We start from the raw sequence: 16,087 nt of genomic DNA, 5'->3' as shown, positions 1-16,087 counted from the left end.
GGCGCGCGGGCGCCCGGAAGGCAAGCAGGGGCGTGGATTATAGGGCCTGTGCGGTCCCGGGGCCCGCTAGCGGGGTTCGCTGAAGCGCAGCGCGCCGGCCGGGCCACGCATGCGGAAGGGCAGGGACTCCAGGCGCATGCCCCGGTTGACCTGCACCACGAAGTGGAGGTGGGGCCCGGTGGTGAAGCCGGTGTTGCCCGACAGGCCGATCCGCTGGCCGGCCTCGACCTGCTGGCCGACGCGCACGTGCACGCCGTTGGCCTTCAGGTGGGCATACAGCGCCATCGTGCCGTCGTCGTGCAGGATCCGGATGTAGTTGGCACGGCCGCCGTAGGTCTCCTGGCTGAGGCCGGCGCGATCGAACCCGGACTCGACCTGCATGACGCGGCCCGCGCGGGCGGCCAGGACCGGCGTGCCGATGGGCGCGCCGAAGTCGATCGCATGGCGGTTCTCGGGGTCGGCGTGGCTGAAGCTGCCGCCGTAGCCCTGCTCGATGTCCAGCGCGGCCGTCTCCAGCGGCATCTGGTATTCCACGTCGCGCGGCCGTGCATTGGGGTCGCCGGGCAGGCTGTCCATGCGCAACTCGAAACTGCCCCCGCGACCCTGGGTCGCGGCGCTGAGCACCGACACCAGCGCGCTGCCGTGGGCCGGCACCGTCGCACGTGCGGGCAGGGCCGGCGCGCCGACGATGTTGTCGCGCTGGCTGAAATGCAGCATCACCTCTATCGGGCCGTCCAGGGTGTTGTCGGCCCAGGCGAGGTAGCGGCCGCCGTCGGCTTCCACCCGCAAACGTGCGATCGCCCCGGGCTCGGCATCGACCGGTATCTCGCTGACGGGCGTGGTGGGCGCGTCGGGCTGGTGGTCGCCGTAGTGGGTGACACCGTTGCGGTCCGTCCATCGATAGACGGTGCCCGCTTGCACAGGGGCCGGACCGGTCGCGAGCCACAGCGCCAGCAGTGCGGCGCACGTGGCGAACGGAGGCGGGCGTCGGGAGGGCATGTCAGTGGACGCGGGAAACGGTGTCGCCGGCAGCGCCGGTCAGTCGGTGCAATTGTGCTCCAGCGAGAGCACGCGGGCGACTTCGCGAAGGTCGAAGGCGGTGATGGCCTTGTCGTCGTGCACCGCATACAGCACGCCGCCAGTGAAGGCGCGGGTGGGCGCGGCATGCAGGGTGATGCCGTCGGTATAGGAGGTGGTGTCGCCCTCGAAGCTGCCGACGTAGTCCAGCGTGTTGCGGTCGAACAGCAGGAACACCGTCAGCGGCGCCAACTGGTCCACCGCCACCCAGTAGCCCTGGCCATCGCGGCAGTTCCACAGGGCCACGCCCTCGGCTTCGGCGCCGAAGGTCGCGTCGGGCAGGCTGTTGCCGGTATAGCGGCCGTCCAGGGTGTACTCGCGCAACGTGGACACGTGGCGACGGTCCTCGTCGGCGACCATCAGGCGGTCGTTGGCGGCGTCGCCCGCGAGCGACTCCACCATGCGCAACGCGGTGTCGGGCGAGGTGTCGCCGAACGCGCCCTGGAACCGGGCGAGCACGCCACCGTCCGTCGGCGATCGCGCGACGTGGAAGCGCTTGACCCGTTCGTCGAGCTCGTCCCAGGCCGGGACCTGGTCGTATTCCTCGCCGTACATGAAGCTGTCGGTGACATAGGCGTCGTACTCGCCCGGCAGGGTCTCGTGCAGCCAGATCCCGTAGGGGCTGCGCAGTACGTCGGCGCCAAAGGTCCCCAAGGGGGTGAAGTCGGGGAGGGCCAGCACCTGCACGCGATGGTTGTCGCGTTCGACGACGAACAGCAGGTCGCCCATCACCGCGATGCCATTGGGGCGCTTGAACTGCCCGGCGCCCTCGCCCTTGCCGCCGAACACGCGCAGGGGCGCGCCGGAATCGCCGTCGAACACGCGCAGGCGATGGCTGGCCTTCGCGGTGGCGATCAGCCAGGTGCCGCCGTCGGGCGTGGGCCAGGTCGCCAGTGAGTCCAGCTCCTCGCCCTCGAGGGCATCGGAGACGAAGGTCTCCGGGATGTTCAGGGTCGGATGCGTGCCGGCCATCGGCATCGCGTTCCGGCTGCTGCCCGAGCTTTCGCGGGTGAGCGGCCCGGTGGAGCAGGCGGCGAGCGCGAGCAGGGCCAGGAGGGTGGCGGCTGTGGTCAGTCGGCTGTTCATCGTGGGGAAGTGTATTCGGGAAATCGCGGTGGGTGTCGGCGCGGGCGCGGATGGGGGGCGGAATCAATCAATCCTTTCATCGCAATAAAGCGATTGACAATCCGGCGGGGCGGGGTGCAGACTGTGCTCCATCCATCGAGACCGACTGAGGGACAGGCCCTTGGACGTCGGGGCAACCGGTGCGACGAAAGTCGCACAAGGTGCCAATTCCTGCGGTGGTCCACGGCGAAGCTGCATGCGCCCGGACCCCGGAAGATGGTCGTGCTGCGTGCCCGGTTCGCCGGCGCGATGTGCGTCTGGCTCGATGGCCCCGTCATATCGGATGTCCGCCATGAGCCTCGCCCACAGTTCGAACGCGTTCCCGCTTTCCGCCCCCGATGCCGCGTGCCAGGCCAGCGACGCCTGCCTCGACGATGCGCTTCAAGCGCCCCTTGCGGTGCGTGGCGAGATTTCCCTTGAGCTGGACCTGCGCCACGCCGGCCGACGCGCGGTCACCCTTCGCTACGAAAGCGTGGGTGCGGCCGACCTCCCGGCGGTCTTCGTCTGCGGCGGCATTTCCGCCGACCGCCATGTCGCGGCCAGCGCCGCCCATCCCGAAGCCGGCTGGTGGCAGGTGCAGGGCGGCGAGGGCCAGGCCCTCGACCCGCTCCGCCACCGCATCGTGTCCTTCGACTGGCTGGGCGCCGATGGCGCCCTGGACGTGCCCCTCGACCCCGCCGACCAGGCCAACGCGATCGCCGCGCTGCTCGATCGCCTGGACATCGCCCGCCTCGAGGCCTTCGTCGGCTGTTCGTACGGCGCGATGGTCGGCCTGCAGTTCGCCGCCCTGCACGGCGGGCGACTGGGACGGCTGGTCGCGATCAGCGGATTCCATCGCGCCCATCCCTATGCCAGTGCGTGGCGCGCCCTGCAGCGCCGCGCGGTCGCGCTCGGGGCACTGCAGTGCGACGAGACGCACGGACTCGGGCTGGCGCGCCAGTTCGCGATCCTGAGCTACCGCACGCCCGGGGAGTTCGACGCCCGTTTCGCTCCCGCGCGCGTCGTCGACGGGCGCGTTCGCGTGGGCGCCGAGGACTACCTCGACCACTGCGCCGCGCGCTTCGTCGGCCGCAGCTCGCCGACCGCCTACCTGCGCCTGTCGGAGTCCATCGACCTGCAGGCGGTGGACCCGGCGGACGTTCGCGTCCCGGTCACCGTCGTCGCGGTCGAAGAGGACCGGCTGGTCCCGCTGGCCGACGCGCATGCCCTCGTCGACGCGCTGCCGGTCCCGGCCCGGCTCCAGGTCATCCGCTCGCCGTACGGCCACGACGCATTCCTCAAGGAGGTCGCCGAGATCGACGCGATCCTCCGCAACGCCCTCCAATCTCCCCTCCACGACGCCTGCAAGGAGACCGCAGCATGAGCCATCGCAGCCTGTGTACCGCCGCAGTGCGTGCCGGCATCGACCGGGACACCGCCTACGGTGCGGTGACGCCGCCCATCGTGCTGTCGTCGAACTTCAGCTTCGCCGGTTTCGACGACAAGCGCACCTACGACTACACCCGCAGCGGCAACCCCACGCGCGACCTGCTCGCCGAGGCGCTGGCCGAACTGGAAGGCGGCGACAGCGCGGTCGTCACCGCCACCGGCATGGGGGCGATCACCCTGGTCCTGCATGCCTGCCTGCAGCCGGGCGACACCCTGGTCGTGCCGCACGATGCCTACGGTGGCAGCTGGCGGCTGTTCAACGCGCTGGCCGCGAAGGGCGCCTTCAACCTGCTGACCGTCGACCTGACCGATCCGCGCGCGCTGGCCGAGGCGCTGGCCGCCAAGCCGGCGGTGGTGTGGATCGAGACCCCGTCCAATCCCCTGCTGCGCGTCACCGACCTGCGCTTCGTGATCGAGGCCGCGCATGCCAGCGGCGCGCTCGCGGTGGTCGACAACACCTTCCTGTCGCCGGTGCTGCAGCAGCCGATCAGGTTCGGGGCAGACGTGGTCGTGCATTCGACGACGAAGTACATCAACGGGCACAGCGATGTGGTCGGTGGCGCGGTGGTGGCGCGCGAGCAGGCACTGGGCGAGAAGCTGGCCTGGTGGGGCAACTGCCTGGGCCTGACGGGGTCGCCGTTCGACAGCTTCCTGACCCTGCGTGGCCTGCGTACCCTCGACGCGCGCCTGCGCGTGCACCAGGAAAACACGCTTGCGATCGTCGACCTGCTCGAATCGCATGCCGCCGTCGAGGCGATCCACTACCCCGGCCGCGTCGAACACCCCGGCCATGCGGTCGCCGCGCGCCAGCAGAGCGGCTTCGGCGCCATGCTCAGCGTCGACATCAAGGGCGGCGAGGCCGCGGTGCGTGCCTTCGTGGACGGACTGCAGTGCTTCACCCTGGCCGAGTCGCTGGGCGGCGTGGAAAGCCTGGTCGCCCATCCTGCGACCATGACGCATGCCGCGATGAGCCCGGAAGCCCGCGCGGCGGCCGGCATCGGCGATGGCCTGCTGCGCCTGTCGGTGGGCATCGAACACGCCGACGACCTGGTCGCCGATATCCGTGCGGCGCTCGATCGTGCGCTGGCGGCCGGCGGCAACGTCGTCGCGATCGGCAAACTTGAAGGCGAGTGCGTGGCCCAATGAGTGCATTGGCCGAGGACTTGCGCAGCTCGCCGGCCCATGGAGGGGCCACCCCACGTCCAGTGGCACAGGCGCGCCTGGCTTTGCTGGGCACGGGTACGGTCGGCAGCGCGGTGCTCGCGCGCCTGGCCGATTGGCAGGACAGCGGCTTCGCCCCCGGCCTGCACCTGGCACGCGTCGCGAATTCCCGGCGTGCAGTGGACGGCGACACCCGCCTGCCCGCCCGCGTGGCCCGCGCGCGACTGGACGCGAGCGAGCTGACCAGCCGCCTCGACGACGTCGCGTTGGCCTTGCAGGGGAGCGGCAAGGCGATCGTGGTCGACGCCACCGCCAGTGCCGAGGTCGCCGCCCGGCACGCCGCCTGGCTGGCGCAGGGCATCCACGTGGTCACCGCCTGCAAGCTCGCGCGCGGTACCTCGCTGGCCGACTGGCAGGCGGTCGAGACGGCGAAGGCGCGCGGAAGCAGCCAGTACGGCGATGCCGCGACGGTCGGCGCGGGCCTGCCGCTGCTGCGTTCGATCCGCGAACTTCGCGCCGGCGGCGACCGTATCCATGCCATCGCCGGGGTGCTCTCCGGGTCGCTGGCATGGCTGTTCAACCACTACGATGGCCTGCGCCCCTTCTCGGGGTTCGTGCGCAGCGCGCGCGATGCCGGCTACACCGAGCCCGATCCACGCGAGGACCTCTCCGGCGAAGACGTGCGGCGGAAGCTGCTGATCCTCGCGCGCGCCGCCGGCGTGGCGCTGGAGCAGGAAGCGGTCGAGGTGACCTCGCTGGTGCCGGCCACGATGGCGGCGCTCGAGCGCGGCGAGGTCGATGCGGTCCTGCCGCAGCTGGACCCGGCATTGCGGCAGCGCTATGCCGAGGCCTACAAGAACGGCGAGGTGCTTCGCTTCGTCGCGCGACTGGAACAGGGGCGGGCCCGGGTCGGCCTGGAGTCGCTGCCCGCGGACCATGCGCTCGCCGGCGGCGCGGGCACGGACAACCGCGTCGCGATCTGGTCCGACCGGTACCGCGAGCAGCCGCTGGTGATCCAGGGGCCTGGCGCGGGCGCGGAGGTCACCGCGGCCGGACTGCTGGACGACGTGCTGCGCATCGCCGCGTCCTGAGGCCGCGCCCCGGTGGCGCCGTCGCTGCGGCGATCGACCGCCATCGCTTCGACATGCCCGGACAAAACGGAGCGCCGGCCCCGAGGGGGTAACCGGCGCTCCAGAGCCGCGCCGACCGGGAGGCCGGCGCGGTGAAAACAGGTCCCGGCCATCGCGATGGCGACGGCCGGGGGTGGAGCAGTCGTCAGTCGAGGCCGTCGCTGATGGTCTTGGTCAGCGTGCCCTGGGCATCGTCGCCGCTGAACTCCCAGAAGAACGCGCCGCCCAGCGACTGCGCCTTCACGTAGTTCATCTTCTCGGTGATCATCGCCGGCGTGTCGTAGCTCCAGAACGTGTTGCCGTCGTACTTCCACGTCGCACGCGCGCTGGCGTCGGTGTAGACCGTCCCCGGCTTGTTCTTGAGCACCTTCCAGTCCTCGATGCCGGCCTCGTAGGTGCCCGGCGCGGCGCTGCCGCTCTGGTACAGGCCGTTGTTGGCATTGGGTACGTTGGTCCAGCCGCGGCCGTAGTAGCCGATGCCGAGGTTGAGCTTGGAAGCGGGCACGCCACGGCTCAGGTAGGCCTCGATCGCATCATTGCTGTTGTACATCGTCTGGTCGCCGGTGGACGGGTCGCTGGGCGAATCGAACAGTGCGCTGTGATGGTTGGTCTGCGGATCCCACGCGCCGTGGAAGTCGTAGGTCATCACGTTGATGAAATCCAGGTACTGGTGGTAGGTGCCCGGATCGGTGACGCGGATCTTGTCGATCCCGGCGCCGGTGGCGACGGTGAGCAACAGGCCCGGACGCACCGCGTCGAGCTGGCGGCGGAACTCGGCCAGCAGGGCGGTGAAGTTGGCGTTGTCTTCCGGCGAGCCGCAGGTGAGGCCGCAGGCGACCGGGTACTCCCAGTCGATGTCGATGCCGTCGAACACGCCCAGCGCCGCCCCGGCGCCGCCGGCGCCGTCCGTCGTCGGGAGGTTGCCCTTGATGTAGGCATCGATGCAGGACGCCACGAAGGCCTGGCGGTTCGCCGGCCTGGCCGCTTCGGAGAAGCCGCGCGACCAGGTCCAGCCGCCGAGCGAGATCAGGACCTTCAGGCCGGGATGCTTGGCCTTGAGCTCCTTGAGCTGGTTCCAGTTGCCGCGCAGCGGCTGGTCCCAGGTATCGCCGACGCCGTCGACGCTCTCCGCCGCGGAGAAGGACTTGGTGTAGTCGGCGAACGCATCGCCGCCTTCGCCGGTGTTCGGATTGGACGGGATGGTCCGGCCGACTTCGCAGCGGTTGTTGCGCACGTTGCCGAAGGCGTAGTTGATGTGCGTCAGGTGGGAGGCGGCGCCGCTGGTGTCGATGTCCTTGACCCGGTAGTTGCGGCCGTAGATGCCCCACTGGGTGAAGTAGCCGATCACGTTCTTGTCGCCGCCCGGCGGCGTGGTGCCGTTGCGGGTCGACACGCTGACCGCGCTGCCCTGGGCCGAGGCGTTACCGGCGTTGTCGCGGGCACGCACGCGATAGCTGTAACTGGTCCCCGGGCTCAGGCCGGTGTCGGTGTAGCTGGGCTGGGCGGGCGAGCCGACCAGGCTGCCGTTGCGGTAGACGTCGTAGCCGGCCACGCCGCTGCCGCCGGCGTTGTCGCTCGACGCGTTCCAGCCCAGGCTGATGCTGGTGGTGGTCTGGCTGCCCGACGCCAGGCCCGTGGGAACGCTCGGGGCGGTGGTGTCGGTCGGCGGGTTGGTGCTGGTCACGGTGACCGTGATCGCGCTGGAGGTGGTGGTCGCGCCGTCGTCGTCGGTGGCCACGGCCTTGAGCGAGTAGTTGCCGGCCGCCGCGTTGCTCCAGGTCACGCTGTAGGGCGCGCTGTTGTCGGTGCCCAGCGAGGTCGTGCCGCGGAAGAACTGCACCGAGGCGATCGCGCCGTCGCTGTCGCTGGCGTTGGCCGAAACGGTGATGTTGCTGCCGGCCGGATGGCTGGAACCCGCGGTGGGCGCGGTCAGGGACACCGACGGCGGCAGGTTCGGGTTGGGGCCGCTGCCGCACTCGCCGAGGTCCTCGTACCAGCCGCAGGTCGTGCAATGGGTCGGCGGGGCGTTCCAGATCTGGATGTTGGCCTTGTACAGGCGGTTCTGGTACTGCAACTGGTCGCCCGGGTTGTAGATCGTGCTCGGGTTCCAGGTGGGGACGGCGGCGCAGGACGCGGCGCTGGCCTGCGTCGGTGCGAGCGCCAGGGCGGCGAGCATGCAGACCAGCAGGCTCCCGGGGCGCATGGCTTTCTCAAGCGGGTTCATGACTTTTCTCTCCATAGAAACGGGTGCGGTGCGGACGTGCCGGTGCTGCAAGACCGGCGCAACTCCCCTCGGGTCCATCTGAAGCGAAGGCGGTGCCTTCGGGTACGGCATGGGAGGCTCGGGCCTCCTCGTGTGGGTGCCTCGATCGTGATGCGGGGCCCGCGGGACCGCCTGCGCACATGCGCGTCACGGCACCCGGTGGAGATCCGCGCGTGTGTGACACGCATTCACAATCTCAGCCCCTGTGGCGCCGAGATTGGGCGCGGAAAGATATCGTTGTCAATCCGGTATTCAAGGCTTTGCGCCTTGGTTCACATATATGCATGTCATTACAAGACATTTTTATGTCTTCTTGTGCAATGCAGCGAGACAAGCGCGCCCGTCGGCGCCGCCAGGGACGGTGTCCCGTGGCATGGATGCGCGGACGCCCGGCCTGGACCGGGCGTCGGGGAGGCGAAGGCGGCGTCGCCTCAGCACTCGATGACGTTGACGGCGAGGCCGCCGCGCGAGGTTTCCTTGTACTTGTCGCGCATGTCGCGCCCGGTGTCGCGCATGGTCTTGATGACCTTGTCCAGGCTCACCTTGTGCTTGCCGTCGCCGCGCATCGCCATCCGGCTGGCGTTGAGTGCCTTCACCGCGCCCATCGCGTTGCGCTCGATGCAGGGAATCTGCACCAGGCCGCCGATCGGGTCGCAGGTCAGGCCCAGGTTGTGCTCCATGCCGATCTCGGCGGCGTTCTCGATCCGGCTCGGCGAACCGCCGAGCGCCGCGGTCAGTCCGGCCGCCGCCATCGAACAGGCCACGCCGACCTCGCCCTGGCAGCCGACCTCGGCGCCGGAAATGCTGGCGTTCTCCTTGTAGAGGATGCCCACCGCGGCCGCGGTCAGCAGGAAGTCGCGCACCCCCTGCGGGTTGCTGCCGGGGATGAAGCGATCGTAGTAGTGCAGCACCGAGGGGATGATGCCCGCCGCGCCGTTGGTGGGCGCGGTGACCACGCGGCCGCCGGCGGCGTTTTCCTCGTTGACGGCCAGCGCGTAGAGGTTGACCCAGTCGAGCGTGGTCAGGGGGTCGCGCATGCCGGCTTCCGGGCGCGACGACAGGTCCTTGTACAGGCAGGGGGCGCGGCGCGAGACATGCAGGCCGCCGGGCAGGGTCCCGGTCTCGCGGATGCCGCGGCGCACGCAGGACTGCATGGCGTCCCAGATCTCGTCCAGGCCGGCGTCGATCTCCTCGCGGCTGCGCCAGACCTCTTCGTTGGCGTACATCAGTCCGGCGATGCCCAGTCCGCTCTCCGTGGCGCGCCGGATGAGCTCGTCGCCGGACGCGAAGGGATGGGGCACCTGCGTGGTGTCGGCGACGATGCGGTCTTCGGCGGCTTCGTCCTGGTTGACCACGAAGCCGCCGCCGACGGAGTAGTAGTCGCGCGTGGCGATCACTTCGCCGGCGCCGTCGTAGGCGGTGAAGCGCATGCCGTTGGTGTGGAAGGGCAGCTTCTGGCGCTTGTTCATGATGAGGTCGTGCTTCTCGTCGAAGTCGATCTCGTGGCGGCCGAACAGGCGGATGCGCTTGCTGCCGCGGATGCGTTCGAGCGCATCGGGGATGACGTCCGGGTCGATCTCGTTTGGCCAGTGGCCTTCCAGGCCCATCAGCACCGCCTTGTCGGTGCCGTGGCCGCGGCCGGTCAGCGCGAGCGAGCCGAATACCTCGGCGCGCAGGCGCGTGGTCCGTTCGAGGTCGCCGTTGTCGATGAGCCAACGTTCGATGAAGCGGGCGGCGGCGCGCATGGGGCCGACGGTGTGCGAGGAACTCGGCCCGATGCCGATCTTGAACAGGTCGAAACAGCTGACAGCCATGTTGTACAACTCCGGATTGTCCCCGCGAGGGATGGCAGGCGGGGCGAGGCGCTATTCTACGGCCCCGCCCGCTCCGGAGTTGAATACTCCACCGGATTGAAGATGCCCGGATCGCCCCCGTCCTCGCCCGCTTTCGTGCTGTTCCAGCGCGACGACTGCCACCTGTGCGACCTCGCGCTTGAGGTGCTCGCGGCGGCCGGCTTCCCGGAGTTCGAGAGCGTCTTCATCGACGACGACGACGCCCTCGAGTCGCGCTACGGCCTGCGCGTGCCGGTCCTGTCCGACGCCAGCGGCGTACGTCCGGACCTGGACTGGCCGTTCGACGCCGCCGGCGTGCGCACGTGGCAGGCGCGCTGAGCCCGGTCAGGGCGCGGGCCGGAACACCACGCGGGTACTGACCGCCACTTCGTCGGGGAGTTCGGCGACGTCGGCCCAGTCGCCGGCACCGACCCCGAAGGCCAGGCGCGGCACGGTGGCCTTGCCGGCCAGGACCGGCGCGGCGCCCGGCGTCCATTCGAAGGTCAGCGTCACCGGCTTGCTGATCCCGCGCAGGCTCAGCGTGCCGTCGGCGGCGTAGCGGCCGTCGTCGAGCATACGGAAGCCACTGGCCTTGAAGCGGGCCTCGGGGAACTTGCTGGCGAAGAAGAAATCCTCGCCGAGCAGGGTCTCGTCGCGCTCGGGGTTCCGGGTGCTGGCGGTGGCCAGCGGGATCGCCACGTCGAGCCGGGCCGAGGCCGGGTCGGCGGGGTCGAACGACAGCGTGGTGCGGAAGTCCGGGAACCGGCCGACGAAGATCTCGCCCTGGTACTTGCTGGCGAAGGTGAGGGCCGAGCCGGGCGCCTGGACGTAGTCGGCGGCGACCGCCGGCAGGGCGGCGAGCGCGAGGGCCACCCCGGCAAGGGCGTGGGCGGAGCGTTGGGTGAATGACATGGCGTGGGCCTCGGTGGGAGCGGGTCGGGTCAGGCGCCGCGGCGACGCGGCAGCATGCGCTTGAGCGTGTCGTCGCGCTGGAAGATGTGGTGATAGAAGGCCGCCCCGACATGCAGCGCGACCAGCGCGACGAGCACCCAGAACAGCCATTCGTGGGCCTCGTGGGCGAAATCGCGGATGCCCGGGTCGGGCGCGCTGAGCTTGGGCACCTCGGCCACGCCGAACCAGCGCAGTGGACGCAGGCCGCTGGCCGAGTCGTACAGCCATCCCGAGAGGGGCATGGCCAGGATCAGGCCGTACAGCAGCCAGTGGGTGGCGCCGGCGATCGCCGCCTGCCAGGCCGGCGTGCCGGCCACCGGGCGCGGGCTGCCGGCGTAGAGGCGCCAGGCCAGGCGCAGCACGACCAGGACCAGTACCGTCAGGCCGAAGGACTTGTGCAGGTCGTAGACCCAGAAGTACTTCGGCGACCGCGGCAGCGAATCGAGCGAGAGGCCGACGATGGCCAGGCCGAGGATCAGCAACATGATCAGCCAGTGCAGGAACTGGCTGACCGGGCCCCAGCGATCGACGGTGTTCTTCAGGCTCATGGCACGGGCTCCGGGCGGGGTGGCGGGACGTCGCCGTCGTCGGCGTCGTCCCGGGATGGGTCGTCGGTGGCGGCCGCTTCCAGTGCGGCCGCGGCAGCGGCTTCCATGGCTTCGTTCGCGTCCGGGGGCGCGGGGGTTACATCCACCGCCCCGGCCGGCACCGGTGCGAACGCCGCGCGGGCGTCGCCGTCGCGCACGGCTTCGGCTTCGATCCGCAGGCTCACGGTGTCGCCGATGACCGATTTCCAGGCATCGATGCCGAAGTCGGCGCGGCTCAGCTCCGCGGTGGCCGAGAAGCCGGCGGTGCGGCGGAACGGCGGCATCGGGTGGCGATCGACGGCATTGAGGGTCACGTCCAGGCATTGCGGGCGGGCGACGCCATGCAACTGCAGGGTGCCGCAGACGCGCGCATGCGTGGCATCGACCGGTTCGACGCGTTCGCTGCTGAAGCGGGCTTCAGGGTAGCGGGCCGTGTCGAGCAGGTTGCGGGCGGCGACGGCGCGATTCCAGTCGGCGTCGCCGAAGTCCAGGCCGGCAAGCGGCACGCGCACCTCCAGGCGCGCGCTGCGCCAGTCCCCGGGATCGAACAGCAGCGCGCCTTCGCTGCCCGAGACCGTGCCCAGCGCCTGCGAGAAGCCGGCGTGGCCCACCGCCACCAGTACGCGCGTGTGTACGGGGTCCAGGGCATACGCCTCGGGCTCGTCCGCATGTGCCGCGAGCGGCGCCAGCAGGACTGCAATGGCGAGGGCGGGCGAAAGGCGCATGGGCGGGTCCGGCGGGTGGGTCGGGTGCGCACACCATAGCAATCCCGGCGCGCTGCTTCGTGATCGTGGAGCGACGCAGTGTTGCAGCCGCGTGGGCAACGCGGCGGCGATTGCGGTATTTTCCGGGCCGCGGGGCGCAAACGTCGCCCGCGCCAGGAGGCAGCCTGTGGGCCAGGGACAGTGGACGTGGCGGGGAAGGGCGTGCGGCGCCGTCGCCGGCGCGCTCGCCCTGTGGGCGGGCCTGGCCGCCCCGTCCCGCGCGGCGATGCCCGATGTCCCGCGTCCCCAGCTGATCGGCGTCGAACGCGGCCTGCCCTCGACCTACATCAATGGCATCACCGAGGACCGCCAGGGCTATATCTGGGTGGCGACCACCGACGGCCTGGCGCGCTACGACGGCAGCGGGATGCAGGTCTGGCGGCACGATCCGGCGGACCCCGGCTCGTTGCCCGGCAATCTGATCACCGCGGTCCACGTCGATGCGCAGGACCGGGTCTGGGCCGCGGTCGAGGCCCGTGGGCTGAGCATGCTCGATGCCGGCCGCACGCGATTCCGCCATTACCGCATGGCCGACGCCCCGGCGATGGGCAGCGACGACGTGTTCGCCATCGCCAGTCGCGGCGACGCGCTGTGGTTCGGCACCTACGGCGGCGGCCTGCACCGGCTGTCCGCCGACGGGAGCATCGAGCGCTTCATGCCGCGCGAAGGCGACCCCGCCAGCCTGCCCTCGGAAACCATCACGTCGCTCGCCTTCGACAAGCGGGGCGTGCTGTGGATCGGGTCGCTCGCGGGTCTCGCCGCCTGGGACGGCGCGCGCTTCGAGCGCATCGACCTGCCCGGCGAGTCGCCGCGGGGCCTGGTGTATTCGGTCACCGCCCGCGATGACGGCGTCTGGGTCGGCGCTGCCAGCGGGGTGTACCTGCGCACGCCCGACGGGCACTGGCGCGACCTGCCATGGGCGCCGATGTTCGCCAAACCCAACGCGGTGCTGAGCGTGGTCGACGATCGCCAGGGGCACCTGTGGCTGGGCACGCAGCGCAGCATCTGGCACGTGGCGCCGGGCCGCGTGCCGGTACCGGCGGCATTGGCCCCGCACGGGCCCACGCGCCTGGTCCAGGAACTGCATGCCCAGGCCAACGGCGGGCTGTGGATGCCGGTCGCCGGTCGGGGCCTGGGCTACCTGCGGCCGGATTGGCGCACCGCCATCCAGCTCTCGCGCGAGAACGGCCTGACCAGTTCGCTGTACCTGGGCATGGTGCCGTCGGCCGACGGCGGCCTCTGGCTGATGGGCGAGCGCGGCGAACTCGACCACCTCGACGCCGACGGCCTGCTGCATCCGACCGACGAGGACATCCGCGCCGCGCTGTCGGACTGGCGGCCCACGGCGATCGTCGAGGACCGCCGCGGGCGCCTGTGGCTGGGCACGGCCGGCGTGCATGCCAGCCTGTTGAGGATCGACGGCGAGGGCCGCATGCGCGAGTGGTCGCCCGCCAGTCGCAACGACCCGACCCTGGGCGGTGCGATCCCGCTGATGACGCTCGCTGCCGACGGCAGCCTGTGGATGGTGAGCTCCGGCGGCGGCGTGCAGCAGCGCGACACCGACAGTGGCCGCGTGCTGACCGATATCCACGCCGGCGGCGACAACGGCCTGGGCGGTGGCGACCTGGAGGCGATCGGCTTCGACGGCGACGGCCTGCTGTGGGTGGCCGGCGACGATGGGCTGATGCAATGGGATCCGGTCCGCGAGCGCTTCAAGGCATTGCCCGACCGCATTGGCGAACGTGTCTACGGCTTCGATTTCAACGGTCCGGATGAACTTTGGCTGCAGCGCCTGTCCGGCCTCAGCCACTACCGGCGCGAGGGCGGAAGCTGGCGCCTGCGCGCTGACGTCGGCAGTGCGCAGGGCATCCCGGCGGTCGAGGGCATGGGCCTGCACGTCGATGCGCGCGGCCGGGTCTGGCTGGCCACGGCGCGTGGCCTGTATCGCTGGGACCCCGTCCGCGGCCAGGTGCGGCGCTTCGGCTTGGCCGATGGCCTGACCAGCCAGCAGTTCGTCGACCACTCCACGGTGCTGACCGGCGAAGGCATGTTCGCCGGCGCGGTCGAGGACGGCGGGGTGGTGCTGGTCGACACGCGCGCGGAGGATCCCGAGCCCTCGCGGCCGCCGCTGCACTGGGACCGGATCGAAGTGCGCCGCGACGGCGAATGGGCGCCGGTGGCAGCCGACAGGCTCGCCGGCTTGCCGTCCAGCGACCGCGAGCTTCGGGTGCGCTTCCGGCTGCTGGCCTACGAGAACCCCGACGCCAACCGCTACTTCACCCGCCTGGACGGCTACGACCGCGACTGGGTCGCGCAGGGCGCGCAGGGCGAACGCATCCTCGCCGGCCTGGCCGCCGGCGAGCACGTGCTGCGCGTGCGCGGCGAGGACGCGGCGGGCAACGCCTCCGGCGAGAAGTTGCTGCGCTTCACGATCCTGCCGCCGTGGTGGCACACGCCGCCGGCCTGGGCGGGCTTCGCGGGCCTGCTGGCGCTGCTCGCCTGGTGGTCGACCGATCTTTACCGCGCCCGCCTGCGGCAGAAGCACAGCCGCGAACGGATCGAGCACGAACGCGAGGTCGCGCAACAGGCCTCGCTGGCCAAGACACGCTTCCTGGCGACGCTCGGCCACGAAGTGCGCACGCCGATGACCGGCGTGCTCGGCATGAGCGAACTGCTGCTCGACACCGGCCTGGACGAGCGCCAGCGCGCCTACACCGAGGCGATCCGCAGCGCCGGCGAGCACCTCTTGCGCCTGGTCAACGACGCGCTGGACCTGTCGCGGATCGAGTCGGGCAAGCTGGAGCTCGAGCCGGCGCCCTTCGACCTGCACGCGCTGGTGCACGAGGTGGCCGCGCTCAGCGAGCCGATGGCCTTGCGCAAGGGATTGGCGTTCTCCGCGGTGGTGACCGCCGACGTGCCCGCCTGGGTCCATGGCGATCGCAAGCGGGTCTGCCAGATCCTGCTCAACCTGCTCGGCAACGCGATCAAGTTCACCGACGTCGGCCGCGTCGGCCTGCGGGTGGACCTGACCGATGAATCGGCGATCTGCTTCCACGTCGACGACACCGGGCCGGGCCTCAACCGCGAGCAGACCGCGCGCCTGTTCCGCCGGTTCGAACAGGCCGAAGGCGTGCGCACGTCCGCGCGCTATGGCGGCAGCGGGCTGGGCCTGGCGATCTGCCAGGAGCTGACCGTGGCGATGTCCGGCCACATCGAGGTCGACAGCGAGCCCGGTCGCGGCGCGCGCTTCGACGTCATCCTGCCCCTGCCGGCCTGCGAGGCGCCGGCGGCGCCGGACATGCCCCGGCCCGACACCCTGCCGCCGCTGCGGATATTGCTGGTCGAGGACGATCCGACGGTCGCCGAAGTCATGGCCGGCCTGTTGCGGGCGCAGGGGCACCGCGTGGTGCATGTCGGCCATGCCCTCGCGGGCCTGAGCGAGGCCGCGGCGGCCCCGTTCGACGTCGCGCTGCTCGACCTCGACCTGCCGGGGCTGGACGGCCTGGCCCTGGCCCGGCAACTGCGCCAGCAGGGCGCGCGGATGCCCCTGGTCGCGATCACCGCGCGCGCCGATGCCGAGGCCGAGGTCGAATCGATGGAGGCGGGCTTCGACCAGTTCCTGCGCAAGCCCCTGACGGGCCGCATGCTGGCCGGCGCGCTGTCGCGGGTGCTCGGCAACGAGCGCCGGGACCTGCAGTAGCAGGGCATGCGTGGATTGAGCGGCCATGCGCCGTCCGGACATCGCGCCACGCCCCGTGCGGGAGCCTTT

Annotated in this window: 12 protein-coding genes and 1 riboswitch; of the genes, 5 read left to right on the top strand and 7 right to left on the bottom strand. The window is 71.0% G+C overall.

The features are described 5' to 3' along the window. Positions 1 to 66: 66 nt before the first annotated feature. Positions 67 to 999, bottom strand: a complete 933-nt coding sequence (locus H4F98_RS05725; RefSeq protein ID WP_182685761.1) for a peptidoglycan DD-metalloendopeptidase family protein — start codon at positions 997 to 999, stop codon at positions 67 to 69. Between the two features lie 39 nt (positions 1,000 to 1,038). After that, entirely contained in the window at positions 1,039 to 2,163 is a 1,125-nt protein-coding gene (locus H4F98_RS05720; RefSeq protein WP_182685759.1) for an NHL repeat-containing protein, read from the bottom strand. Positions 2,164 to 2,292: 129 nt separating this feature from the next. Continuing rightward, positions 2,293 to 2,425: riboswitch (SAM riboswitch) on the top strand. A gap of 69 nt (positions 2,426 to 2,494) precedes the next feature. Here H4F98_RS05720 and metX point away from each other — a divergent pair. The 3 genes from metX to H4F98_RS05705 are packed head-to-tail and all read left to right on the top strand — an operon-like array spanning position 2,495 to position 5,882. Then, positions 2,495 to 3,565, top strand: coding sequence for a homoserine O-succinyltransferase MetX (gene metX / locus H4F98_RS05715; RefSeq protein ID WP_425487576.1), 1,071 nt, complete (start codon positions 2,495 to 2,497; stop codon positions 3,563 to 3,565). Beyond that, positions 3,562 to 4,776, top strand: a complete 1,215-nt coding sequence (gene metB / locus H4F98_RS05710) for a cystathionine gamma-synthase (protein ID WP_182685755.1) — start codon at positions 3,562 to 3,564, stop codon at positions 4,774 to 4,776. Before metX ends, metB begins: the two co-directional genes overlap by 4 nt. Continuing rightward, on the top strand, positions 4,773 to 5,882 hold the full coding sequence (locus H4F98_RS05705; RefSeq protein WP_182685753.1) for a homoserine dehydrogenase family protein: 1,110 nt from the start codon (positions 4,773 to 4,775) through the stop codon (positions 5,880 to 5,882). The genes metB and H4F98_RS05705 overlap by 4 nt, the downstream gene beginning before the upstream one ends. 184 nt (positions 5,883 to 6,066) lie before the next feature. Here the strand turns inward: H4F98_RS05705 and H4F98_RS16975 are convergent, their stop codons facing one another. Both H4F98_RS16975 and H4F98_RS05695 read right to left on the bottom strand, forming a co-directional pair. Continuing rightward, the gene (locus tag H4F98_RS16975) at positions 6,067 to 8,160 is read right to left on the bottom strand and encodes a glycosyl hydrolase family 18 protein (RefSeq protein ID WP_425487575.1); all 2,094 of its coding nucleotides are present in this window, start codon (positions 8,158 to 8,160) and stop codon (positions 6,067 to 6,069) included. A gap of 455 nt (positions 8,161 to 8,615) precedes the next feature. Beyond that, entirely contained in the window at positions 8,616 to 9,998 is a 1,383-nt protein-coding gene (locus H4F98_RS05695; protein ID WP_182685752.1) for an L-serine ammonia-lyase, read from the bottom strand. Between the two features lie 102 nt (positions 9,999 to 10,100). Here H4F98_RS05695 and H4F98_RS05690 point away from each other — a divergent pair, with 102 nt between their 5' ends. Beyond that, positions 10,101 to 10,355, top strand: coding sequence for a glutaredoxin family protein (locus H4F98_RS05690; RefSeq protein WP_182685750.1), 255 nt, complete (start codon positions 10,101 to 10,103; stop codon positions 10,353 to 10,355). Between the two features lie 6 nt (positions 10,356 to 10,361). Here the strand turns inward: H4F98_RS05690 and H4F98_RS05685 are convergent, their stop codons facing one another. Genes H4F98_RS05685 through H4F98_RS05675 form a run of 3 tightly spaced genes read right to left on the bottom strand, consistent with a single transcriptional unit; the run spans position 10,362 to position 12,279 of the window. Beyond that, positions 10,362 to 10,928 carry a YceI family protein gene (locus H4F98_RS05685; protein ID WP_182685748.1) on the bottom strand — a complete coding sequence of 189 codons (567 nt, stop codon included), beginning with the start codon at positions 10,926 to 10,928 and terminating at the stop codon, positions 10,362 to 10,364. A gap of 29 nt (positions 10,929 to 10,957) precedes the next feature. Then, on the bottom strand, positions 10,958 to 11,515 hold the full coding sequence (locus H4F98_RS05680) for a cytochrome b (protein ID WP_182685746.1): 558 nt from the start codon (positions 11,513 to 11,515) through the stop codon (positions 10,958 to 10,960). Next, a complete protein-coding gene (locus tag H4F98_RS05675; RefSeq protein WP_182685744.1) occupies positions 11,512 to 12,279 on the bottom strand; it encodes a YceI family protein in 768 nt (255 codons plus the stop codon). Before H4F98_RS05675 ends, H4F98_RS05680 begins: the two co-directional genes overlap by 4 nt. 166 nt (positions 12,280 to 12,445) lie before the next feature. On the opposite strand from H4F98_RS05675, the gene H4F98_RS05670 reads away from it, so the two are divergent. Beyond that, positions 12,446 to 16,018 carry a two-component regulator propeller domain-containing protein gene (locus tag H4F98_RS05670; RefSeq protein ID WP_182685742.1) on the top strand — a complete coding sequence of 1,191 codons (3,573 nt, stop codon included), beginning with the start codon at positions 12,446 to 12,448 and terminating at the stop codon, positions 16,016 to 16,018. The last annotated feature ends 69 nt before the right edge of the window (positions 16,019 to 16,087 follow it).

The sequence above is a fragment of the Marilutibacter spongiae genome, assembly GCF_014145325.1.
Classification (GTDB): Bacteria; Pseudomonadota; Gammaproteobacteria; order Xanthomonadales; family Xanthomonadaceae; genus Marilutibacter; species Marilutibacter spongiae.
The sequence above is the reverse complement of the archived record's forward strand: the minus strand, read 5'-3'. Positions and strand labels throughout refer to the sequence as shown.